This window comes from Pseudomonas sp. 25 R 14, assembly GCF_900004755.1.
Classification (GTDB): domain Bacteria; phylum Pseudomonadota; class Gammaproteobacteria; order Pseudomonadales; family Pseudomonadaceae; genus Aquipseudomonas; species Aquipseudomonas brenneri.
Window position 1 is genome coordinate 141,018 of the sequence record NZ_CVTS01000039.1, and the last position, 22,209, is coordinate 163,226.

18 protein-coding genes and 1 pseudogene are annotated in these 22,209 nt (G+C 63.1%); 14 read left to right on the forward strand and 5 right to left on the reverse strand.

Features of this window, described 5'->3' with window-relative positions; genetic code table 11:
• The first annotated feature begins 7 nt into the window (after positions 1-7).
• From BFQ03_RS12410 to BFQ03_RS12450, 9 genes are all read left to right on the forward strand, one after another.
• Entirely contained in the window at positions 8-982 is a 975-nt protein-coding gene (locus BFQ03_RS12410; protein ID WP_032860550.1) for an AAA family ATPase, read from the forward strand.
• The gene (locus tag BFQ03_RS12415) at positions 979-1,902 is read left to right on the forward strand and encodes a DUF58 domain-containing protein (protein ID WP_032860551.1); all 924 of its coding nucleotides are present in this window, start codon (positions 979-981) and stop codon (positions 1,900-1,902) included. Before BFQ03_RS12410 ends, BFQ03_RS12415 begins: the two co-directional genes overlap by 4 nt.
• A complete protein-coding gene (locus BFQ03_RS12420; protein WP_032860552.1) occupies positions 1,899-2,369 on the forward strand; it encodes a DUF4381 domain-containing protein in 471 nt (156 codons plus the stop codon). Before BFQ03_RS12415 ends, BFQ03_RS12420 begins: the two co-directional genes overlap by 4 nt.
• Positions 2,356-3,357: a vWA domain-containing protein gene (locus BFQ03_RS12425; RefSeq protein ID WP_065943248.1), complete on the forward strand. Its 1,002-nt coding sequence runs from the start codon at positions 2,356-2,358 to the stop codon at positions 3,355-3,357. The genes BFQ03_RS12420 and BFQ03_RS12425 overlap by 14 nt, the downstream gene beginning before the upstream one ends.
• Positions 3,338-4,849, forward strand: a complete 1,512-nt coding sequence (locus BFQ03_RS12430) for a VWA domain-containing protein (RefSeq protein WP_065943249.1) — start codon at positions 3,338-3,340, stop codon at positions 4,847-4,849. The genes BFQ03_RS12425 and BFQ03_RS12430 overlap by 20 nt, the downstream gene beginning before the upstream one ends.
• A complete protein-coding gene (locus BFQ03_RS12435; RefSeq protein ID WP_065943250.1) occupies positions 4,842-5,897 on the forward strand; it encodes a BatD family protein in 1,056 nt (351 codons plus the stop codon). The genes BFQ03_RS12430 and BFQ03_RS12435 overlap by 8 nt, the downstream gene beginning before the upstream one ends.
• Positions 5,894-6,895, forward strand: coding sequence for an HAD family hydrolase (locus tag BFQ03_RS12440; protein ID WP_065943251.1), 1,002 nt, complete (start codon positions 5,894-5,896; stop codon positions 6,893-6,895). Before BFQ03_RS12435 ends, BFQ03_RS12440 begins: the two co-directional genes overlap by 4 nt.
• 76 nt (positions 6,896-6,971) lie before the next feature.
• Entirely contained in the window at positions 6,972-8,558 is a 1,587-nt protein-coding gene (locus BFQ03_RS12445; RefSeq protein ID WP_032860559.1) for an arylsulfatase, read from the forward strand.
• Positions 8,559-8,712: 154 nt separating this feature from the next.
• Positions 8,713-11,199 (forward strand): fused MFS/spermidine synthase, encoded by a 2,487-nt coding sequence (locus tag BFQ03_RS12450; protein WP_065943252.1) that lies wholly within the window; start codon positions 8,713-8,715, stop codon positions 11,197-11,199.
• Between the two features lie 41 nt (positions 11,200-11,240).
• Here the strand turns inward: BFQ03_RS12450 and BFQ03_RS12455 are convergent, their stop codons facing one another.
• Complete coding sequence (locus BFQ03_RS12455; RefSeq protein ID WP_032860562.1) at positions 11,241-11,912, reverse strand: DUF3313 domain-containing protein; 672 nt, start codon at positions 11,910-11,912, stop codon at positions 11,241-11,243.
• Between the two features lie 193 nt (positions 11,913-12,105).
• On the opposite strand from BFQ03_RS12455, the gene BFQ03_RS12460 reads away from it, so the two are divergent.
• The 3 genes from BFQ03_RS12460 to BFQ03_RS12470 all read left to right on the forward strand — a co-directional run bounded on the left by BFQ03_RS12460 (position 12,106) and on the right by BFQ03_RS12470 (position 16,333).
• A complete protein-coding gene (locus BFQ03_RS12460; RefSeq protein WP_065943253.1) occupies positions 12,106-14,409 on the forward strand; it encodes a multiheme c-type cytochrome in 2,304 nt (767 codons plus the stop codon).
• A gap of 275 nt (positions 14,410-14,684) precedes the next feature.
• Complete coding sequence (ccoN, locus tag BFQ03_RS12465) at positions 14,685-16,112, forward strand: cytochrome-c oxidase, cbb3-type subunit I (RefSeq protein WP_032860564.1); 1,428 nt, start codon at positions 14,685-14,687, stop codon at positions 16,110-16,112.
• Positions 16,112-16,333 (forward strand): hypothetical protein, encoded by a 222-nt coding sequence (locus BFQ03_RS12470; protein WP_032860566.1) that lies wholly within the window; start codon positions 16,112-16,114, stop codon positions 16,331-16,333. Before ccoN ends, BFQ03_RS12470 begins: the two co-directional genes overlap by 1 nt.
• A gap of 132 nt (positions 16,334-16,465) precedes the next feature.
• On the opposite strand, the gene BFQ03_RS12475 is transcribed toward BFQ03_RS12470, so the two are convergent.
• The gene (locus BFQ03_RS12475; protein ID WP_032860567.1) at positions 16,466-16,960 is read right to left on the reverse strand and encodes a hypothetical protein; all 495 of its coding nucleotides are present in this window, start codon (positions 16,958-16,960) and stop codon (positions 16,466-16,468) included.
• Between the two features lie 119 nt (positions 16,961-17,079).
• Here BFQ03_RS12475 and BFQ03_RS12480 point away from each other — a divergent pair.
• Positions 17,080-17,781 (forward strand): annotated as a pseudogene (locus BFQ03_RS12480) (aspartate/glutamate racemase family protein).
• On the opposite strand, the gene BFQ03_RS12485 reads toward BFQ03_RS12480, so the two are convergent.
• From BFQ03_RS12485 to BFQ03_RS12495, 3 genes are all read right to left on the reverse strand, one after another.
• A complete protein-coding gene (locus tag BFQ03_RS12485; RefSeq protein ID WP_032860570.1) occupies positions 17,769-18,281 on the reverse strand; it encodes a GNAT family N-acetyltransferase in 513 nt (170 codons plus the stop codon). The pseudogene BFQ03_RS12480 and the gene BFQ03_RS12485 overlap by 13 nt on opposite strands.
• A gap of 60 nt (positions 18,282-18,341) precedes the next feature.
• Positions 18,342-19,490 carry a glycerate kinase gene (locus BFQ03_RS12490; protein WP_065943254.1) on the reverse strand — a complete coding sequence of 383 codons (1,149 nt, stop codon included), beginning with the start codon at positions 19,488-19,490 and terminating at the stop codon, positions 18,342-18,344.
• Between the two features lie 115 nt (positions 19,491-19,605).
• Entirely contained in the window at positions 19,606-20,706 is a 1,101-nt protein-coding gene (locus BFQ03_RS12495) for a sugar diacid recognition domain-containing protein (protein WP_032860574.1), read from the reverse strand.
• A gap of 170 nt (positions 20,707-20,876) precedes the next feature.
• Here BFQ03_RS12495 and BFQ03_RS12500 point away from each other — a divergent pair, with 170 nt between their 5' ends.
• Entirely contained in the window at positions 20,877-22,187 is a 1,311-nt protein-coding gene (locus BFQ03_RS12500) for an MFS transporter (protein WP_032860575.1), read from the forward strand.
• Positions 22,188-22,209 lie beyond the last annotated feature (22 nt).

Genomic DNA, 22,209 nt, shown 5'->3' on the forward strand with positions numbered 1-22,209 from the left:
GATTGTGATGACAGCGCTCAACGATCTAAACGCCCTGCAAGCCAACATCGCCGAAAGCGTGCTGGGCCAGGACCAGGTTATCCGGCAGATCCTCCTGGGCCTGCTGGCCAACGGTCACCTGCTGCTGGAAAGCCTTCCGGGGCTGGCCAAGACCCGCACGGTCAAGGCCCTGGCCAGGCACCTGGACGCAAAAATGAGCCGGATCCAGTTCACCCCCGATCTGCTGCCCTCGGACATCACCGGGGCCGAGGTCCTGCACCAGGTGGATGGGCAGAACCAGATCCGCTTCCAGCCCGGCCCGCTGTTCGGCAACCTGATCCTTGCCGATGAAATCAACCGCGCCCCGGCCAAGGTCCAGGCCGCCCTGCTCGAAGCCATGGAAGAGCGGCAAATCACCGTGGCGGGCGCCAGTCATGCACTGCCCGAGTTGTTTATCGTGGTCGCGACCCAGAACCCCATCGAGCAGGAAGGCACCTACCCGTTGCCGGAAGCGCAGATGGACCGGTTCGTGATGAAAATCCTCCTCGACTACCCCAGTGCCGATGATGAAAGCCAGGTGTTGCGCCTGCTGCGTGCGGAAGAACAGGCCGTCGACAGCTCCGTCACCCAGGGTTTCACTCTGGCGCAGGAGGTGATCTTCGCCGCCCGCAAGGAAGTCAGCGCGGTACAGGTCTCACCTGCCATCGACCGCTACCTGATCGACCTGATCAATGCCACCCGTCACCCCGGCGACTACGACGCGGACCTGGCGCGCTGGATCAGCCTCGGCGCCAGCCCCCGGGGAGGCATCGGCCTGGACCGCTGCGCGCGGGCCGACGCCTGGCTACAGGGGCAGGCATTCGTGACGCCAGCCAACGTGCAAGCCGTGGTCCACCCGGTGCTGCGTCACCGCCTGCAATTGAGCTACGACGCCGTGGCCGATGGCGTCAACGCCGATCAGGTGCTGGACCGGCTCCTGGCCAAAGTGGCGCTCCCGGCATGAACGCCGACGGCCAGGTCTACGTGTCCCTCGGGCAGTTGATGGCCCTGCAGTTCCAGGCACGGGGCTTGAGTTTCATTGCGCGCCAACCCCGGGGCAGCCTCCTGGCGGGCAACCATGCCTCCAGGCTGCGCGGGCGCGGCCTGAACTTCGACGAGCTGCGGCGCTATCAACCCGGCGACGATTTGCGTCACCTCGACTGGCGGGCGTCCCTGCGCACCGGCAAGCCGGTGGTGCGGTCCTTTACCGAGGAACGCGACCGCCCGGCCTTGATCGTGGTCGACCAACGCATGTCGATGTTCTTTGGCTCGGTGCGCAGTTTCAAATCGGCAGTCGCCGCCGAGTTGGGGGCGCTGGCGGCGTGGATGGTATTCGGCGCGGGCGACCGGGTTGGCGGCGTGGTGTTCAACGATGAGCGCATCGACGCCGTGGCCCCGCTGCGCAGCCGCAAGCGGGTCGAAGCCCTGTGCAGCCGCATCGTGCAGCATAACCAGGCGCTCAACGCCAGCAATCCCGACCATGAAGGCGACGGGCAACTGGACAAGGTCTTGCAGCAGTGCCTGGCCCTGGCCGGGCATGACCATTTGATCTGCATCGTCAGCGACTTTGCCGGCGCCGGGCCGCGCACCCTGCAGCTGTTGCGGCAACTGTCGGCCCACAATGATGTGATCGCCCTGCAAGTCTACGATCCACTGGCCCTCAACGTGCCCAGGACCGGCCAACTGCGCGTGACCCAGGGCCAGCTGCAAGTGGAGCTGGCGGTGCAGAAACAGCAGGTGCGCCAACCCTTGGGGGATTTTCTGGGCGGGCGCTTGAAGGCTGTCGCCAGCCTGTTACGCCGCAGCCAGGTGCCGTTGCTGATGTTCAGCACCGCGCTGCCCGCCGCCGATCAGTTGCGTGACGAACTGGGCAGGCGTCGTTGAACAGCCAGGTGCCGAGCATCGAACAGCTGCAAGAGCTGGGCTTGCCCGCGCCCGTCAGCTATTGGCCGCAGACCTGGGGCTGGTGGGTCCTGCTGGGGCTGCTGGTCCTGGGCCTGTTGGCGTGGGCAGCACGGGCCTGGTTGAAATGGCGACGCAATGCCTATCGCCGTGAAGCCCTGGCGCGACTGGATGCCCTGGACGATCTACGTGAGCTGCCAACGCTGCTCAAGCGCGTAGCCCTGTCGATGCCCTTGGCACCCGAGGAGCAGCAACGCGTGCCGACCCTCAATGGCGCCCAGTGGCAAGCCTTCCTGCAACGTCATGGCGGCGCGGATGTGCCGGCAGACCTCAGCCGGCAACTGGCCGAGTTGGCTTACGCCCCGGCTGACGCGCTGTCGCCGGAACAACGCACACGCCTGCTGGCCCAATGCCGAACCTGGGTGGAGGCTCATCATGTGGCAGCTTGATTACCCCTGGCTGTTGCTTCTGCTGCCATTGCCCTGGCTGGCCTGGCGCTACCTGCCCGACTACCGCGAGGCCCGCAGCGCCGTACGTGTACCGTTTTTTACGGGCATGAGCCGTGCAGTGGGGCAAAAACCTGCGGCCAGTGGCAGCCAAGGCAATCGCGCGCAACTGATGCTCAACCTGTTGGTCTGGGGCCTGCTGGTGCTGGCCATCGCCCGCCCGGTCTGGGTCGAAAAACCCATCGAACGCCAACAGCCGGTGCGCGACCTGATGCTCGCCATCGACATATCCCAATCTATGCAGACCGAGGATTTCACCGACGCCAGTGGCCAGAAAATCGACCGTCTGACGGCGGTCAAGCAAGTGGTGCAGGGGTTTATCCAGCGCCGCAAGGATGATCGCCTGGGCCTGATCCTGTTCGGCAGCGGCGCCTATCCCCAGGCGCCACTAACCCTGGACCACGCCAGCCTCGCGCTGCTACTCGATGACAGCGGCATCGGCATGGCCGGGCCCAACACCGCAATTGGCGATGCCATCGGCTTGAGCCTGAAACTGCTGGACGCGGCCCACGAACAAGAAAAAGTGCTGATCCTGCTCACCGACGGCAACGACACCAGCAGCGCCATCACCCCAGAACACGCGGCCAGCATGGCGGCAGCCAAAGGCGTGGTGATCCATACCATCGGCATTGGCGACCCGAGTGCGTCGGGCGAAGCCAAGGTCAACCTCAGTGCCTTGCAGCAGATTGCCGAAACCACGGGCGGACGTTATTTGCGTGCCGAAAACCGCGACACCCTGGACCAGGTCTACGCCACCCTGGACCAACTCACCCCCCATCAAGTGAAAACCCTCAGCCACCAGCCCAAGCGCGATCTGTTCTGGCTGCCGCTGACCGCGGCCCTGAGCCTGTTTGCGCTGTATCACCTGATTGCCGCCGCATGGCCGCACCGCCCAAGACGGGAGGCCGCTGATGGCGTTCAACCTCAGTGACTTGCACTTGCTGCGCCCGGCCTGGCTGTTGCTGGCGCTGATCGGCGTGCTGTTGCCGATGCTGTGGCGGCGCAGCCGCGATCTGCAACACCGTCTGCGCGGCAATATTGCGCCCCATCTGTTACCACATCTGCTGTTGATGCCCAGCGACCCCCACCGCCTGCGGCCCGTACATCTGGCCAGTGCGCTGTTGGTGCTCGGCGCCCTCGCCGCTGCCGGGCCGACCTGGGAACAGGACCGCCCGGACTTCCTGGAAAACCGTGCGCCGTTGATCATTGCCCTCGACCTGTCGCCGTCCATGGACACTATCGACGTGCCACCCACCCGCCTGGAAGCGGCCAAGCACACATTGCACGACCTGATTGCGCGCCGCAGCGGCGCACGCACCGCGCTGATCGTCTACGCCGGCAGTGCGCACCTGGTATTGCCGCCCACCGATGACCCGGCATTACTGGACAGCTTTATCCAGGCCTTGAGCAGCGACTTGCTCACCCGGCCGGGCAAGGAAGTGGCCGGGGTTATCGCGCAGGCCAAGCGCCTGCTGGCGGCAGAGCAAGCCCCCGGCACCCTGCTGCTGATAAGTGACGGTGCCGACGTCACACAACTGTCGCGCCTCAAGGCGTTATTGGCCGACAGCCCGCTGCAAGTATTGATCCTGGCCGTAGGCAGCAATCCCGCCAGCTTTGACGCCCCGGCCCTGAAACAACTGGCCGCTGCCACCGACGCACCACTGGGCAGCCTGACCCTCAATGACGACGACCTGGACTGGGTGGAGCTGCACGCCCAGCAGCATTTCCAGGATGCCGATGAGCAACAGCGCGCCCTGCAATGGAAAGACGCCGGTTACTGGCTCTGCTGGCCACTGTTGCTGGTGGCGCTGCTGTGCATTCGTCGCGGCTGGAGCCTGAACTGGGCTGCCGTGTTGCTGCTGGGGCTGCTCCTGCCACCCCAGCCTGCCCAGGCCAATGCCCTGGCCGATGCGTTCCTCACCGCCGATCAACAGGGCCGCTGGGCCTTTGAGCACCATCACTACCCCGCCGCCGCCCAACTGTTTGTCGACCCCTACTGGAAAGGCATCGCCGCCTACAACGCCGCCGACTATGACCTGGCCCTGGCCACCTTCGCCCAACTCGACACCGCGCAGGCAGCGTTCTACCAGGGCAATATCTACGTGCGCCGCTTCAAGTTCGACCAGGCCATCAGCGCCTATCAGCAAGCCTTACAACACCAGCCGGACTTTCCCCAGGCCAGCGCCAACCTGGCATTGGCCATAGCCTTGAAAAATGACACCGAAAGCGCAGCCGACAACACCCCCGAGGTCAAGCCCGACGCCCTCAAGTTCGACAAGACGCCCGGCAAGGGCCAGACCAAGATGGTGCAGACCGAACAGGCCAGCAGTGATGCCTTGTGGCTGCAGAACCTGAGCACTTCGCCGGCCAATTTCCTGCGACGTAAATTCAGCCTGCAAGATCAAGGTGCGGGCCATGAATAGGTATGCCCTGCTCGGCCTGCTGTTCTGCGCCCCGCTCTGGGCGGGCGAGCCGCAACTCAAAGTGCAGGTGCAACTGCTGCCCGGCCCGCAGGTGGTGGTGGGCGAGCAAGTGCAGTTGCAGGTCGATGTGCTCACCGACACCTGGTTCACTGCCGCCGCCAGCCTGCCAGCCTTGCAATTACCGGGGGCGCGGGTGGATGCACCGGGCGGCGAGTCCGAGCACCTGACCCAGGTGATCGACGGCCAGACCTTCTTTGGCATGCGCTACCGCTACCGGATCACCCCCAATGTGGCCCAAGACTTCAACGTGCCCTCCCTGACCATCAGTGCCCAGCCGGGCCAGGCCAGCGCCCCGTTGATCGCCCACAGCACACCACTGGCCTTCAAGGCCTCGCGACCGCCCGGTTTCGCCCCCGGCGAACACCTGCTGGTGGCCGCCGACGTGCGCCTGGCACAACAGCTCAGCACCTCGGCGAGCCCTTTGCACGTCGGCGACAGCCTGACCCGCACCGTCACCCTGCAAGCCGACAACACCCCGGCACTGTCCTTGGCCGCGCCCCCCCAGGTTACGATTCAAGGCCTGCGTGCCTACCCACAGGCGCCCATGATCAGCAACCTGGATAACGGGCGCGGCACACTCACTGGCGGGCAGCGCGTGGATCGCTGGGTGTACCGGATCGAACAGGCGGGTCATTACCAACTACCCGCGATCCGCGTGAAATGGTGGGACAGCCGCAACCATCGCCTGCAAGTGGCGCAATTGCCGGCCATCAACGTCGAAGCCCTGGCCGGTAGCACCTACGCCCCGACCTTTTCCATCGCCCAAGACCTCAAGGACCTCGGCCAGCACAGCCGCTGGCAACTGTCGCGCCATGCCCTGGCCTGGAGCGCGACGCTGGTGCTGCTGGCGCTCGCCGGCTACCTGCTCCGCGTGCTGTGGCCACGGGTTCCTCCTCTGTGGCGACGGGCCTGGACAACATTGCGCTGGACCTGCCGTCAACTACGCTTGCAACCACTGAACCCTCGTCGCGAAAAGGATTTCCCATGACGTCTCTGCGCCGCACCCTGCCCTTGCTGCTGCTCCTGAGCTTCCCGGTGCTGGGCGCCGACCCACTGCCTTCCTGGAATGAGGGCCCGAGCAAACAGCACATCATCGAGTTCGTCCAGGCGGTGACCGCCGAGGGCTCGACGGACTATGTCAAACCGGCCGAGCGCATCGCCGTGTTCGATAACGACGGCACTCTGTGGACCGAGCAACCGGCGTATTTCCAGGTGCTGTTCGCATTCGATGAAATCAAACGCCTGGCGCCCCAGCATCCGGACTGGCGCACCACCCAGCCCTTCAAGGCAGTGCTGGAAAACGACCATCAGGCCCTGGCCCAGAGCGGCATGGACGGCCTGCTGAAAATCATCGGCGCGACCCATACCGGGATCAGCACCGAGACCTTTATCGCCAATGCCAAGACCTGGCTGGCCCAGGCCCGCCACCCGAAAACCGGCAAACCCTACACCGAGATGATCTACCAGCCGATGCTGGAAATGCTCGACTACCTGCGCAGCCAGCAATTCAAGACCTACATCGTCTCCGGCGGCGACACCGCATTCATGCGCGCCTTTGCCGAAGTGGTCTACGGCGTGCCGCCGGAACAGGTGATCGGCAGCACCTTCGTGACCCAGTTCCAGATCACCGACGGCACCCCGCACATCCTGCGCACTGCCAAGCTGGCCCACAACGACGATGGCCCGGGCAAGCCGGAAAGCATCGACGCGATCATCGGCCGGCGCCCGATCCTGGCCTTCGGCAACTCCGACGGCGACCTGCAGATGCTGCAGTGGACGGCCGCTGGCAAAGGCAAACGCTTGATGGGGCTGGTGCACCACACCGACGCCACGCGCGAGTGGGCCTATGACCGCAAATCTTCCGTCGGGCGCCTGGACAAGGCGCTGGATGAGGCAAACACCCAAGGTTGGACCGTGGTGGATATGGCCGCCGAATGGCGCCGTATCTACCCCTTCGAGCCGGTGGTGCAACAGCAGGTGCAATAAGAAAAGACGTCGCGATGGACTGTAATAAACGTTGGTCGCAGGTACTGCGGCTCAAGCCGATATAGGAGCAGGTCTTATGACTCGCATACGCAAGTGGCTACCGAAGCTGGCCCTGGTGGCGGCTTCAGTGATGGGGGCCGGGGCAACCGCCTTGGCCGCCGAAAAGCCGAATATCCTGGTGATATTCGGCGATGACATCGGGCAAACCAATATCAGCGCCTATTCCATGGGCGTGGTGGGCTACAAGACCCCGAACATCGACCGCATCGCCAAAGAAGGCATGATGTTCACCGATTACTACGCCGAGAACAGCTGTACCGCCGGGCGCTCATCCTTTATCACGGGCCAGACGCCGTTGCGCACGGGCTTGTCGAAGGTCGGCGCACCGGGTGCATCGGTGGGCCTGCAAAAGCGCGATATCACCATCGCCCAGGCCCTCAAGTCACTGGGCTATGCCACCGGCCAGTTCGGCAAGAACCACTTGGGTGACAAAGACGAATACCTGCCGACCAACCACGGTTTCGACGAGTTTTTCGGCAACCTCTACCACCTCAATGCTGAAGAGGAACCCGAGCGGCCCTATTGGCCCAAGGACGACCCTGACTTCGTCAAGGCCAACTCGCCGCGTGGGGTAATCCACAGTTTTGCCGACGGCAAGATCGAGGACACCGGTGCCTTGACCACCAAGCGCATGGAGACCATCGACGACGAAACCACCGCTGCCGCCCAGGCGTTCATCAAGAAGCAGGCCGAGGCCGACAAGCCGTTCTTTGTGTGGATGAACACCACCCGCATGCACTTGTTCACCCATGTGCGTGAGTCGATGAAGGGCCAGAGCGGCATGCCCGGCAACGAGTATGCCGATGGCATGCTGGAGCATGACGGCGACGTCGGTAAACTCCTGCAAACCCTCGACGACCTGAAAATCGCCGACAACACCATCGTGGTCTACACCACTGATAACGGGCCGAATCAGTTCTCCTGGCCGGATGCGGCGACCACGCCGTTTCGCAACGAAAAGAACTCCAACTGGGAAGGTGCCTATCGCGTGCCGGCGATGATTCGCTGGCCGGGCAAGATCAAGCCGGCCGAGGTCTCCAACGAGATGTTCTCGGGCATGGACTGGTTCCCGACCCTGCTCGCGGCCGCGGGTGATACCGAGGTCAAGGACAAGCTGCTCAAAGGCTGGGCGCCCACCGCAGGCGGTGGCAATTTCAAGGTGCACCTGGATGGTTTCAACCAACTGCCGTACCTGACAGGCCAGCAACCCAAGGGCGCACGCGACGAGTTCTATTACTTCAACGATGACGGGGTGCTGGTTTCGGCGCGCTTTGGCAACTGGAAAGCCGTGTACTGCGAACAGCGCGCGCCCGGTGGGTTCAAGGTGTGGAGCGAGCCGTTCGTGTGCCTGCGGGTACCGAAGATCTTCAACTTGCGCATGGACCCGTTTGAGCGGGCAGACATCGTCTCTGATCAGTATTACGACTGGAGCACGAAAAACGTCTACCTGGTTGCGGTAGCGGTGACCAAATCGGCGAAGTTCCTCCAAACCTTTGTCGAATACCCACCGAGCCAGAAACCGGCGAGCTTCAGCATCGACCAGATTCGTGCAGCGGTGGATGCGAAGATTGCCGAGAAGGCTAAAGCACAGCCTGCACAATAAAGGGCTGAACGCCGCTCACCCAGGGTGAGCGGCATTTTTATGTAGGCGCGAGCTTGCTCGCGAAAAATGCAAGCGCGCCGCGTTTATCCAGAATGTGCGCGTAATCGTTGGCGTTTTTCGCGAGCAAGCTCGCTCCTACAGGGGGCTCCACTCAATGTCTTCACGCTCCGCTGCCATGGTTCAAACTCAAATCACCTCCACCCTGCTGATCCCCGCCCTGCTGCTGTTCACCTCCGGCGCCGCCGCCCTGGTGTATCAGGTGCTATGGATCAAGCAGTTGTCGCTGGTGGTCGGGGTCGAGGTCTATGCCATTACCACTGGGATCAGTGCGTTCTTTGCCGGGCTGGCCCTGGGCAGCCTGCTGTTTGGCCGCTGGGCCGACCGTCTCGCCCGGCCGCTGGTGCTGTACGCGGCACTGGAAATTTTTGTCGCCGTGCTGGGGGTCAGCGCCACGTTGGCTCTGGGCATGGCCGCCAGCCCGTTTGCCTGGCTGGAGCAACGCATCGGCCTGTTCGCCTGGATCCTGCCCTTCGTCCTAGTCGGTTTGCCCGCCTTGTTGATGGGCGGCACCCTGCCGGTACTGGTACGCGCCCTCAACGTCGATGCCAAGGACCTGGGCCAGGCCGGTGGCCGACTGTATGCCGCGAACACCGCCGGGGCGATCGTCGGCACCTTGCTCACCGCCTTTGTGCTGATCGCCACCTTTGGCTTGCGCGGCAGTGCCCTGGTGGCCGCCCTGCTCAACCTGCTGGCCGCCGTCGGCGCCTTGTTGTATGTGCGTCATCGCGCGACGGCGGCCAGCGTCCCGTCCAAGACGCAGCCGGCGCGCCTGGCACTGGTGCTGTATGCCATCGCCGGTGGCGTGGCCCTGGGTTACGAAGTGGTCTGGTCGCAATCGATCGTGCAGTTCATGAGCACCCGCACCTACGCCTTTGCGGTGGTGTTGGCCACCTACCTGGCCGGGTTGTTTATCGGCAGCCAACTCATGGCGCGCCGGGTCGAACGCCTGCGCGATCCCTGGGGCGTGTTCGGCCTGTTGATCGCCGGGGCCGGGCTGGTGGCCCTGCTGGAAATCGCCCTGCTGGGCCGTTGGCTGGTGCTGTTGCAAACCCAGGCCGAGGCAATGGTGCTGAACCTGGGCGGCCCTGAGTTGGCGGGCATGAGCGCGCGTTTTGCGATGGCCGCCCTGTGCATTGTGTTTGTGCCCACCCTGTTGCTGGGCGCGGCGTTTCCCCTGGCGTTGCGCCTGAGTGTGGGCAGCGCGCATGTGGGCCGGGATGTGGGCGCGGTAGTGGCGTTCAACACCCTGGGCGGGATTGTCGGCGTCATGCTCTGCGGCTTTGTGCTGATTCCCTGGCTGGGTCTGGTGCGCACCCTGGGCCTGCTGGCAGTGATTGCCGGCGCGGTAGGTTACATCGCGGCACGGCGTGGGCATGGGGTGAAAAGGGGTCGGCGCCAGGCGGTGGTGGCTCTGGGCCTGTTGTCGCTGGCCGTGGCCCTGCTGACCCCGGTGGACCGCCTGGCCAACCTGCTGCCCGGCGCACGCAATGCCAGCCTCAAGTTTTACCAGGAAGGACGCGGTGCCACGGTCGCCGTGGTCACCCAGGGCAAAGGGGCACGGGCCTTTCAACGCCTGTATATCCAGGGCGTTTCCAACACCGGCGACGCCATGCCATCCCTGCGTTATATGCGCATCCAGGCCCTGTTGCCGCTGCTGATCCATAACGGTGAACCCCGCTCGGCCCTGGTGATCGGCTTTGGCACCGGTATCACCGCGGGCGCACTGTTGCGTTATCCGGGGCTGGAACAACGGGTGGTCGCCGAGTTGCTGCCTGCGGTGGTGCAAGCGGCGCCCCTGTTCAAGGGCAACTACAACGCCGCCAGCGATCCCGGCGTGCAAGTGCGCTTGCGCGACGGTCGCCAGGAACTGCTGCGCAGCCCCCAGGCCTACGACTTGATCACCCTGGAGCCGCCACCGCCCTCCGCCGCCGGCGTGGTCAACCTGTATTCGCGCGACTTCTATCAATTGGCCGCGCGCCGCCTGGAGAAACACGGCCTGCTGGCCCAATGGCTGCCACTGCCAACACAGAACATCGAAGATTCGCAGTCATTGGTGCGCAGCTTTCTCGATGTGTTTCCCTACGCCAGCCTGTGGACCAGCGAATTCCACGAAATGCTGCTGGTGGGTTCCATGGAGCCCATCGAGCTGGACGCCGCGCGCATCCGCCAGCGCTTCGAACAAGCCCCGGTACGCAGTGCCCTGGCCGAGGTCGGCATTGACTCGGCAGCGACCTTGCTGGCCACCTGGGTCACCGATCGCAATGGGCTGGAGCGTTTTGCCGGGCAGGCCCTGGCGGTCACCGATGATCAACCACGCATCGAATACGCACCATGGGTGCGCAGCCAGGAGATCAAGCGGGTATTGCCGGCATTACTGGACTTGCGGGTAAGCGCACCGCTGCGCAATGCCGACCCGGCATTCTCGCGGACCCTGGACGCAGAGCAGCAACGCCTGATGCAGTTCTACCGCGCCAGCCTGCATGCCTACGAAGGTGATCGCGCGGCGTGGGGGCGGGATATCCGGCAAGTGTTGCAGGAAGATGGCGCCAACCCGTATTACCGCTGGTTTGTCGGCGATTGACGTGTAGGAGCTGGCTTGCCAGCTCCTACCGTGAGGGCGGGTTATTGGGTTTTGAGCTTGACGTACGACTGATGCAGGTCCGCCGCCCAGCCATCCATCACAGCCTTCACGTCGGCTGCTTTCATGACCTGGGTATCGTTGTCCAAAGGCTTGCCCGTGCCTTTACGCACGACTTGGGCAATCACGCGGCCGCTGTCACCATCGAGAAACTGCGCCTCGGTACCCAGGGTGGTTTCCTGGTCGCGAATCCCGGTGCCAGTGCTGACCGCTGCTGCCACCAGGGCGACCGGAATGAATTCGTAGGGCTTGAGGCCTTCAGTCTTGCGACTGACAGCAGTAATGGCCGCCCGCACCACAATCACCCCAGGGCCCGGTGCATTGGCCAGTGGCAGTGACTTGACCAGCTCACGCTTGAGCGCCTGGTTGTAGTACTCGTTGATGCTGCGCAAAGTGTCTTCGGGAATCTGCGCGGTGGCCTGGGGCTTGGGGAAGAACTGGGTCGGCTCGATGTACACCGAGGTGTAGCGGTTCAGATTCAGCTTGGGATCGACCCAGCGCATCACCTCTGCGCCCGACGGCGACTTGGCTTCGCGTAAATGACTGTAGTCCGAGAGAAAGCCCGAGTATTCGTCCGGCTGGGGGACTTTACTCGCGCACCCGGCAACCCCGAGTGAGGCAATACACAGTGTGCTGATCATTAGCCCTAGCTTCATGGTGCGACTCCTTGGTGTTTATCGTCGAAATGTGAAGTTACAGGTATAGCCAACTCTTGGGAAATAACCTGCCGGTTGCGCGCATGTGCGGCTTATTTCACCGCATCGATTTGACAGGCATCCAACCTGCGTCAAAGCTGCACACAGCTAAAGCACGCCGTAGAGCGTCAACGCATCGGACATCGGAAGTCGTATGCCCAAGGTTACCCACCGTGATTCACCCCGTCGCTATCTCTACCCACTGTTGATTGCCGTTGTGCTACTGGCGATGGCCGGGATCTGGCTGTTCCTCCAGGCCAGTACGCCCAGGCTGCCGTTACCGGCGCCTGCACCTGTGGCAGTGGTGGCCAAGCCGGCGGCGCTGCCACCTGCGCAAATGGTCGACGAGCAACAGTGCCAGGGTTGCCATCAACCCCAGGCCAAGGACTGGCAAGGGTCGCACCATCAACTGGCGATGCAGCTGGCAACGCCTGCAACAGTGCCGGCTGACTTCAATAATGCAGCGTTCCAGGGCGAAGGCGAGACCACCCGGTTCTTTCGCCGGGGCGATGAGTTCTGGGTCAACACCCCTGGCGGCGACGGCAAGGCCTTGGACTTCAAGGTCGCCTACACCTTCGGCATCGCGCCCTTGCAGCAATACCTGATCGACGTCGGCGATGGACGCTTGCAGGCCCTGGGCGTGGCCTGGGATACCGAAAAAAACCGCTGGTTCCACCTCTATCCCGGCCAAGGCGTGAACTTCAAGAACCCGCTGCACTGGAGCAAATCGAGCCAGAACGCCAATTTCATGTGCGTGGAATGCCACACCACCGGCTATAAACGCAACTTCGATGCGGCCGGCAACACCTTCGACAGCCAATGGAACAGCCTCGGCGTCGGCTGCCAGGCCTGCCATGGCCCAGCGTCCAACCATGTGCAATGGGCGGCAAAAAAAGGCGACCTGCTGCATGCCGGTTTTGCCGTGGACTTGAAGGACAAGGACGCCACTGTCGAACTCGAAACCTGCGCCCGCTGCCACGCCCGTCGTGCACCATTGGGTGACGGCTATACCGTAGGCAAACGCCTGATGGACGACTACCTGCCCAGCGCCCTCACCCGCGAACTGTATGCCCTGGACGGCAAGATCAAGGACGAGGTGTTTGAGCACGGCTCCTTCGCCCAAAGCAAGATGGCCGACAAAGGCGTACGTTGCACCGACTGCCACAACCCCCATAGCAACCAACTGAAAGCCCCCGGCAATGGCGTGTGCCTGCAATGCCACAACACCGCGGGCAAGGCCGCTGTTGCCTCGGTAGATGGCCGGGGTTTGCAGGCCAAGAACTACGAAGCACCGGAGCACACGCGCCATGTCGCCGGGCAGCCCGGGTCGTTTTGCGTCGATTGCCATATGCCCGGCAAGGTCTACATGGGCAATGACTTTCGTCATGACCACAGTTTCAGCATTCCCAACCCCGAGCGCGCCGCCAGGCTCGGTACCCCGGACGCCTGCCTGGCCTGCCACCAGGGCAAGGCCGGCGACAAGATCACCGCGCAATTCAAACTGTGGGACCACAGCCAGGCACTCCAGGCCCCGCGCTACGACGAAAGCCTGGCGTTGATTCGCGGCGGCCAGCCGGGCGCTGCACAAGCGCTGTATCAGCAGTTGGCGCGCAATAATCTGCCGGCAATCCAACGCGCCACGCTGCTGGCCGAATTGGTCAACTACCCGAGCGAACAGGCGCTGAAACTGGCGACCAAGGACCTGGGCAACCCTGCCCCACAGGTGCGCGAGAGTGCGCTACGGGCGGTCAGCGCCTTTGTGCCACCCGCCGAGCGCATCACGCTGTATGCCCCCCTGCTGAAGGACCCGGTGCGGGCGGTGCGCATCCTCGCCGCGCGGGATCTGCTCAGTGTCGCGGCGCAAGGCCTGGGCCCGGCCTGGGAGCAGGCCATCGGAGAGTATGAAAACGTGCAACTGAGCCTGCAGGAACGCGCCGAAGCCAACCTCAACCTGGCCATGCTGTACCAGGCCAGCGGCCGCGCTGGTCAGGTCGAAGCCCAACTGCGCACCGCACTGCTGCGCGACCCGGACTTCTACCCGGCACTGGTGACCCTCGCGCAGTGGCTGGAGGCCAATGGCCGTGGCGAAGAAGCCCGGCGCCTGGTGGCCGATAACCTCAAGCAGCATCCCGAAGCCGCGTTGCTGCAACACACCCAGGGGCTGATGCTGATTCGCCAGGGCAATACGGCACCAGCGCTGGCGCATTTGCGTGAGGCGGCCCGCCTGGAACCGGGCAACGGGCAGTACAGCTTTGTGCTGGCGGTGGCGTTGCACGACGGTGGCCAGGTCGACAAGGCCTGCCAGCAGTTGGAAGACCTGCTCAAGCGCCAACCGTATAACCGTAATGCGCGGTTGTCGTTGATCCAGTACTACCTGGAGAACGGCCAGGAGCCGAAAGCGCAGATGGTGATGCAATCGTGGAAGCAGTTGAATCCACAAGACCCGGCCTTGAAATAACTAGGCCTGATCTTCAAGGGGGGGGGGCAGTGAGATACAACCGAACGCCGGTTGATCTAAGCGCCATAGCCGATGATGAGCGATTCCGCTTTTGGCCGTTTGTCGTTTTAAAACGCTACAGACCAAGATAAAAACCATAAAACCATATCAGCCGAGGAATAACTGATGTTTTATGGCCTAAATTCTGATCCGTATTAATGTAGTTTTTCTGAGTCTGTTTTGTTTTCCATGGATTTCCTACAGTGCCCGGGACTTGAAACCGTGGAAGACTGACCATGAGCACAGCATCAACCGGGCAGGCCTATAACTATAAGGTTGTCCGTCAATTCGTCATTGCCACCGTGGTGTGGGGCGTCATCGGCATGGCCATGGGGGTGTGGATCGCCTCGCAACTGGTGTGGCCGGACATGAACCTGGACTTGCCCTGGACCACCTTTGGCCGGTTGCGGCCGCTGCACACCAGCCTGGTGATTTTCGGCTTTGCCGGCAGCGCGCAATTTGCCGCCAGCTACTACGCGGTACAACGTACCTGCCAGGTGCGCCTGTACTCCGATTGGCTCGCCGCTTTCACTTTCTGGGGTTGGCAGTCGGTGATTGTGATCATGCTGGTCACCCTGCCCCTGGGCTACACCACCACCAAGGAATACGCCGAGATCGAGTTCTCCGGCGCGGTGTGGATGACCGTGGTGTGGGTGGCCTACGCCATCGTGTTCTTCACCACCGTGGTGCAGCGCAAGACCCAGCACATCTACGTCGGCAATTGGTTCTTCGGCGCGTTTATCGTGGTGATCGCCATGCTGCACGTGGTCAACCACCTGTCGATCCCGGTGGACTGGTTCAAGTCCTATCCGGTGTATTCCGGGGCCACCGACGCCATGGTGCAGTGGTGGTACGGGCATAACGCGGTAGGGTTTTTCCTGACCACCGGGTTCCTGGGAATGATGTATTACTTTGTGCCCAAGCAGGTCGGGCGGCCGGTGTATTCCTATCGCCTGTCCATCGTGCATTTCTGGGCGTTGATCACCCTGTATATCTGGGCCGGCCCCCACCACCTGCACTACACCGCGCTGCCGGACTGGGCCCAATCGTTGGGCATGGCCATGTCGCTGATCCTGCTGGCGCCCAGTTGGGGCGGGATGATCAACGGCATGATGACCCTCTCGGGCGCCTGGCATAAATTGCGCACCGACCCGATCCTGCGGTTTTTGGTGTTGTCGCTGGCGTTCTATGGCATGTCGACCTTTGAAGGTCCGATGATGGCGATCAAGACGGTCAACGCCCTGTCCCACTACACCGACTGGACCATCGGCCACGTCCACGCAGGCGCCCTGGGCTGGGTAGCGATGATCACCTTTGGCTCGCTGTACCACATGATCCCCAAAGTCTTCGGCCGCGAGCAGATGTACAGCGTGCCGCTGATCAACCTGCACTTCTGGCTGGCAACCATCGGCACGGTGCTGTACATCGCCTCGATGTGGGTCAACGGCATCACCCAGGGCCTGATGTGGCGGGCAGTCAACGACGACGGCACCCTCACCTACTCCTTCGTCGAAGCCTTGCAGGCCAGCCACCCGGGGTTTGTAGTACGGTTTGCCGGCGGCGTGTTCTTCCTCGGCGGCATGTTGCTGATGGCCTACAACACCTGGCGTACGGTACGGGTCGCGGACTTGAAGGTGGCGCACAGTGATGCGCAGATCGCCTGATGTGGGAGGTTATCTTTAACCTGGCGACGGTGATCTGCCTGTATGGCGCTGTGGAATATTGCCTGCGGGACCCGTCCGGGGAAGCCTTGGACGAGGCCAGTTTGATTCCGTTTGCCGACGACCCGCAAGTGGCACGGCGGGTCGAGTTGGCGACGGGCAAGCAGGTCAAGGCAGTGGCGCCTGAGGAGGCCAGGCCCGGTTGGGGCAACGTAGAGGTCTGAAGGCCTGCTGGGTTTTGTATGGGAGCGGGCTTTTTGTGGGAGCGGGCTTGCTCGCGAAGGCGGTGTGTCAGTCAAGTACTGCTAACCTGACACGCCGCTTTCGCGAGCAAGCCCGCTCCCACATTTGATGAATCAGCCGCGTTCGCGAGGGATCAGGCTCTGCAACTGCAAGGCCAGGAAGTTGGCATCAAAGGCAAAGGTGTCCGGGTCTTTCAGGCCATTGGTTTTCTTCCACAGCCAATCATTGGACCCCGGCAGCAATACCAGAGAAATACTGCCGTAGCGTGCAGCGGTCAGCCCCATCACCGACAACGAAATCAAGCCACCCGCCCCCATCACATCCGGCACGAACTCCACCGGCTTGCCGGCAATATGAATGGTCAACTTCTCGGTCTTGAAGGTCGAAGTCTCCACCGGCACGCTCGGCCCGGACGCCACATAGGCCTCACGCTGCACCTCCAGCAAGCCGTCACTCTTGACCGGCGCCAGCCATTGCTCGATCTGGCCGTACAGCTCGGTGATTTTCTGGGTCCAGTGGGCTGACTGCACCTCGAACTGCTGGCGCTTGTGCGCTTCGCTGTCGGCGTAATGACGAAGCATCTCGCCCAGTTGCTGTACATCGTCCATTGCGGTGTTCCTCGGGGACTGCAAACAACGATCATGGCAGATGCCGCACCGCCGCGTATGACTAACGCACCCGTGTTGGGTAAGGTGTGCCTTTCGCCCAACAGCTTGAGGAGCTTGGCATGCGTACCATCGGCCTAATCGGCGGCATGAGCTGGGAGTCCAGCGCCGAGTATTACCGGATCATCAACCAGCAGGTCCGCGACCGGTTGGGGCCGCTGCGCTCGGCACAAATCCTGCTGTACAGCGTCGACTTCGGCCCGGTGGAACAGGCCCAGCACGCCGGGCGCTGGGATGACGCGGCGCAGATCCTGCAAGACGCCGCACGCCGTCTGCAAGCCGGTGGCGCCGACTGCATTGTGCTGTGTACCAACACCATGCATTTGGTGGCACCGCAGATCGAAGCCGCCGTGTCGGTACCGTTCCTGCACATTGCCGATGCGGCGGGCGCGGCGGCAGTCAAGGCCAATACCCTGACCGTCGGCCTGCTGGGCACAGCGTTCACCATGGAACAGGATTTTCTCAAGGCGCGCCTGGCGGCCCAGGGCTTGAACGTACTGGTGCCTGACGCCGACGAGCGCCGTGCCGTGCACCGGATCATCTATGAAGAGTTGTGCGTCGGGGTGATCAGCGAGGCGTCACGCCAGGTTTACCAACAGGCCATCGCGAACCTCGCGGCCCGTGGCGCCCAGGCGATTATCCTGGGGTGAACCGAGATTGGCCTGTTGATCAAGCCCGAGCACAGCGATCTGCCCTTGCTCGACACCACCGAGCTGCATGCGCAGGCTGCGGTGGCGTTTGCCCTGGGGGATCAGGCGGTCTGACGCAGGCGAGCCATGCTCAGGGCATCGACAAATACGCCGTCACGCACGGCGTAATCGCGCAACCGGCCTTCGGTCTCGAAACCGAACTTGCGGTACAGCGCCTGGGCCGGCTCGTTGTCGACATACACCGTCAGTTCCACCCGGCGCAGGTTCATCCAGTTGTCGGCCACCTCCAGCGCCGCACCCAGCAACTGGGTGCCCACGCCCTGGCCCTGCCAGGCCACCGCCACCCCCATGCCGATACCGCCGACATGGCTTTGGCGACTGCGCGAATACTGCTCCAGGGTGCAATTGCCAATCACCTCACCGGCCTGCACCGCCACCAGCCTGAGCAGTCGCTCATTGGTATCCGCCAGGCGTTTGCGCCAGACCTCCAGTGATTGGAACGGCATCTGCAGCACCTGACGGCACACGGCCGGCTCGTTGTAGAGCGCATGCATGCCTTCGAGATGGGTTTCGGCAAAGCGCTGGATCACGATCTTGGAGTCAGGTGCAGGCATTGTGTTTCATCCTTTGAAAGACAAGTGGCCGACCAGTGTAGGCAGCGATAGCACGCGCTGTCATCCGTGACAGCGTTGCGCGCCCAGCCGCCACACCCGTGCAATATCCGCCGCCCGCTCACGCAACAACCTCGGCGCTTCGCTGCAGGCCTGCTCCAGGCTCATCGGCCCGCCAGGCAAGGCGAACGCGGCGTCGACGCCATGGGCGTACATCTGCTCATAGCCCTCGCCCAAGGTGCCGGCGATCACGATGACGGGAACACCGTGCTGCTTGGCTACCCGTGCCACGCCAAACGGGGTTTTGCCGCGCAGGGTCTGGGCATCGAAACGGCCTTCGCCGGTGATTACCAGGTCGGCGCCGCGTACCGCATCTTCCAGGCCCACCAGTTCGGCGACCACGTCCACACCCGCGCGAAACTGCGCGCCGAGGAAGGCTTTGGCGGCAAAACCCAGGCCGCCTGCCGCGCCGCTGCCCGGCTCGTCGCGCACGTCCCGGGGCAAGACCTCGGCGCAGTGGTCGGCGAAGTGGCCCAGGGCCTGGTCCAGTTGCGCGACTTGTTGTGGATTGGCGCCTTTTTGCGGGCCGAAAATCGCCGAGGCGCCATGGGGGCCGCACAGGGGGTTGTTGACGTCGGCGGCGATCTCGAAGCGCACCTGGGCCAGACGCGGGTCCATTAGTTCAAGATTGATGCGGGCCAACTGCGCCAGGGCCAGGCCGCCGCGCGCCAGCGTTGCACCTTGGGCGTCGAGCAGTTGCACGCCAAGGGCCTGCATGGCGCCGGCGCCGCCGTCATTGGTGGCGCTGCCGCCAATCGCCAGGATGATCCGCTGGGCACCCGCGTCCAGGGCGGCGCGGATCAGTTCACCAGTACCGAAGGTGCTACTGGCACAGGCATCGCGTTGCCCCGGCTGGACCAGTTGCAAGCCACTGGCTTCGGCCATTTCGATAATCGCCGTGGCACTCTCGGCCAACCAGCCCCAGCGAGCCTCAACGGTGCCGCCCAACGGGCCTTGCACGGTGCAACTGCGCAATTGGCCATGGCAGGCCGCGAGTACCGAGTCCACCGTGCCTTCACCACCGTCCGCCATCGGGCACTTGATCAGTTCGGCATCGGGCCAGACCTGAGCCAACCCTTGGGCAATGGCCTGGGCCACGCCTTCGGCACTCAGGCTGTCCTTGAACGAGTCGGGGGCGATGATGACTTTCATGGGCTTTCTCCGGTTTTTATGACGCCCATGCTGCCAGTTGGCACCGGCAATGACGCCTGTCCGATGCACAAGCGTGGCTGGGGTTTGTTGTTCATTTCCACAAAAGCACCGGCGCCTACGGGGTTGGGGGCAGCAGTTGCACTCCCAGGTACAACGCGAGCATGCCATCAAGGGTCAACGGGTCGACACCGCTCAATTCGGCGATGCGTTCCATGCGATAGCGCAGGCTGTTGCGGTGGATGCCCAGTGCATCGGCGCAGGCCTGGCTTTGCCCGTCGTGCTCGCACCAACTGCGTAGCGTGGCCTGCAACTGGCCATTGCTGTCCTTGGCCAGGACCTTGCGCAACGGGTTGAGCAGTTCGTCGAGGGCATCGTCGTTGCGATGGCGCCAGAGCATTACCGGCAACCGGTAGCGATTGAGGGTCAGCAGGCGTGACTGGGGTAGCACGTCGCGGCCATAGGCGAGCAAGTCCGCCACGCGACGATAACAGCGGCGCAAGCCCGTCAAGCCATCGGCCTGCCCCCCCACAGCCACCCGCAGGACGTTCCAGCCGCAGGCATCGAGTTTTTCCAGCAGGCGCGGGTTGTCCATCGGCACCGACGCCGGGCGGCACCACAGCAACGAAAACTGCGCGGAGCTGACGCACCAGCTGTCCGGGTAACGCGATGCCAGCCAGGCTGCCAGCGCTTCGGCGGTCTGCCCCGGGCCCAATTCAAACAGGTAAGGAGTGCGCGGCAACTGCGGCTTGAGCCCCAGTTGCTGAGCCTCATCCACCAGGCGCGGCGATTCGCCGCTGTCGGCCAGCAGCAACGCCAGCAGATCATCACAGCGCTGGCGCCGCCATTGCTGCTCCGCCTGCTGGTGGCGCTGGCTGACCAGCATCTCCGCGGTCATGCGCACCAGCTCGGCATAGGTGCGCAGCAGCTGCGGTTCGCCACTGATGCCCAGCACGCCGATCAGGCGCTGGTCATGCAGCAACGGCAGGTTGATCCCCGGCGCCACGCCCTTGAGGTGCTTGGCGGTCTGGCTGTCGATTTCCACCACGCGACCGTTGGCCAGCACCAATTGCGCACCTTCATGGCGGGTATTGATCCGCTCCGGTTCGCCGCTGCCAAGGATCAGGCCCTGGCTGTCCATGACGTTGACGTTATAGGGCAAAATGGCCATCGTGCGATTGACGATATCCTGCGCCAGGTCATGATCGAGTTCGAACATGGGGCTAAATTCCTTGAAAGCGCTGCGTTACGCAATTGTTCAAAGGCACAGCGCAATGGATCGATCGCTGTGCGGGGGCACAAAGACACGGCACCGTCCCGTGACCGAGACTCTTGGGGCGATCAACGTTACCCTCGCATCGCGAAAAATCATAATAAAGAGAGAACGCCATGTCACAGAGCGCCGCCGCTACCCTGGCCAACGATGACGACAAAAACGCCGTCTACAAGCGCATCACCCTGCGCCTGATCCCCTTCATTTTCATCTGCTACCTGTTTAACTACCTGGACCGCGTCAACGTCGGCTTTGCCAAGTTGCAGATGCTCGACGCCTTGAAGTTCAGCGAGACCGTGTACGGCCTCGGTGCCGGGATCTTCTTTATCGGCTACGTGCTGTGTGGTGTGCCGAGCAACCTGGCACTGACCAAGTTCGGGCCACGGCGCTGGATTGCGCTGATGATGATCACCTGGGGCACCCTGTCTACCTGCCTGCTGTTCGTGACCACGCCGACGCACTTCTACACCTTGCGCCTGTTTACCGGTGCCGCTGAAGCGGGTTTCTTCCCGGGCGTGGTGCTGTACCTCTCGCAGTGGTTCCCGACGTTCCGTCGTGGGCGGATCATGGCGCTGTTCATGTCGGCGATCCCGGTGTCCGGCCTGCTCGGCAGCCCGTTCTCTGGCTGGATCCTCAACCACTTCGCCGCAGGCCAGGGTGGCCTGGCGGGCTGGCAGTGGATGTTCCTGCTGCAAGGCGTGCCGACGGTCATCCTCGGCGCTCTCGCCTACTTCCTGCTCAGCGACAGCTTCGCCAACGCCAAATGGCTGACCGCCCATGAACGCGCAGTGCTTGAAGCCGACCAGGCCACCGACCTGGCCAACAAGCCCAAGACCACCACTGATTCGCTGCTGGAAGTGTTCAAGAACCCGGCGATCTGGGCGTTCGGCCTGATCTACTTCTGCATCCAGAGCGGCGTGTACGCCATCAACTTCTGGCTGCCGTCGATCATCAAGAACATGGGCTTTTCCGACAACCTGGTAATTGGCTGGCTCAGTGCAATTCCGTATCTGCTGGCCGCGGTGTTCATGTTGTTGGTAGGCCGCTCTGCCGACCTGCGCAAGGAACGGCGCTGGCATTTGGTGGTGCCGATGCTGATGGGCGCTGTCGGCCTGATCATCGCAGTGAACTTCGCCACCACTCCGGCCATTGCCATCCTCGGCCTGACCATCGCCACCATGGGCGCCCTCACCGGCCTGCCGATGTTCTGGCCAGTACCCACCGCCATGCTCAGCGCCGGCGCTGCAGCGGGCGGCCTGGCGTTGATCAACTCCATGGGGCAGATGGCGGGTTTCTTGAGCCCGTATGTGGTGGGGTTTGTGAAAGATGCCACTGGATCCACCGACCTGGCGTTGTATCTGCTGGCAGCGGTGATTGTCGCGGGTAGCGTGTTGGCATTGCGCATGACCCGCACCCTGAAGGCCTGACGCGCTCAAAAAAATGTAGGAG

What these genes read in the sequence shown, in the direction of transcription:
- BFQ03_RS12415 (WP_032860551.1), top strand. Translation starts at nt 979, where the DNA reads ATGAACGCCGACGGCCAGGTCTACGTGTCCCTCGGGCAGTTGATGGCC.
- BFQ03_RS12445 (WP_032860559.1), top strand. Translation starts at nt 6,972, where the DNA reads ATGACTCGCATACGCAAGTGGCTACCGAAGCTGGCCCTGGTGGCGGCT.
- BFQ03_RS12425 (WP_065943248.1), top strand. Translation starts at nt 2,356, where the DNA reads ATGTGGCAGCTTGATTACCCCTGGCTGTTGCTTCTGCTGCCATTGCCC.
- BFQ03_RS12490 (WP_065943254.1), bottom strand. Translation starts at nt 19,490, where the DNA reads ATGAAAGTCATCATCGCCCCCGACTCGTTCAAGGACAGCCTGAGTGCC.
- BFQ03_RS12460 (WP_065943253.1), top strand. Translation starts at nt 12,106, where the DNA reads ATGCCCAAGGTTACCCACCGTGATTCACCCCGTCGCTATCTCTACCCA.
- BFQ03_RS12455 (WP_032860562.1), bottom strand. Translation starts at nt 11,912, where the DNA reads ATGAAGCTAGGGCTAATGATCAGCACACTGTGTATTGCCTCACTCGGG.
- BFQ03_RS12470 (WP_032860566.1), top strand. Translation starts at nt 16,112, where the DNA reads ATGTGGGAGGTTATCTTTAACCTGGCGACGGTGATCTGCCTGTATGGC.
- BFQ03_RS12440 (WP_065943251.1), top strand. Translation starts at nt 5,894, where the DNA reads ATGACGTCTCTGCGCCGCACCCTGCCCTTGCTGCTGCTCCTGAGCTTC.
- BFQ03_RS12495 (WP_032860574.1), bottom strand. Translation starts at nt 20,706, where the DNA reads ATGTTCGAACTCGATCATGACCTGGCGCAGGATATCGTCAATCGCACG.
- ccoN (WP_032860564.1), top strand. Translation starts at nt 14,685, where the DNA reads ATGAGCACAGCATCAACCGGGCAGGCCTATAACTATAAGGTTGTCCGT.
- BFQ03_RS12435 (WP_065943250.1), top strand. Translation starts at nt 4,842, where the DNA reads ATGAATAGGTATGCCCTGCTCGGCCTGCTGTTCTGCGCCCCGCTCTGG.
- BFQ03_RS12475 (WP_032860567.1), bottom strand. Translation starts at nt 16,960, where the DNA reads ATGGACGATGTACAGCAACTGGGCGAGATGCTTCGTCATTACGCCGAC.
- BFQ03_RS12410 (WP_032860550.1), top strand. Translation starts at nt 8, where the DNA reads ATGACAGCGCTCAACGATCTAAACGCCCTGCAAGCCAACATCGCCGAA.
- BFQ03_RS12485 (WP_032860570.1), bottom strand. Translation starts at nt 18,281, where the DNA reads ATGCCTGCACCTGACTCCAAGATCGTGATCCAGCGCTTTGCCGAAACC.
- BFQ03_RS12430 (WP_065943249.1), top strand. Translation starts at nt 3,338, where the DNA reads ATGGCGTTCAACCTCAGTGACTTGCACTTGCTGCGCCCGGCCTGGCTG.
- BFQ03_RS12500 (WP_032860575.1), top strand. Translation starts at nt 20,877, where the DNA reads ATGTCACAGAGCGCCGCCGCTACCCTGGCCAACGATGACGACAAAAAC.
- BFQ03_RS12450 (WP_065943252.1), top strand. Translation starts at nt 8,713, where the DNA reads ATGTCTTCACGCTCCGCTGCCATGGTTCAAACTCAAATCACCTCCACC.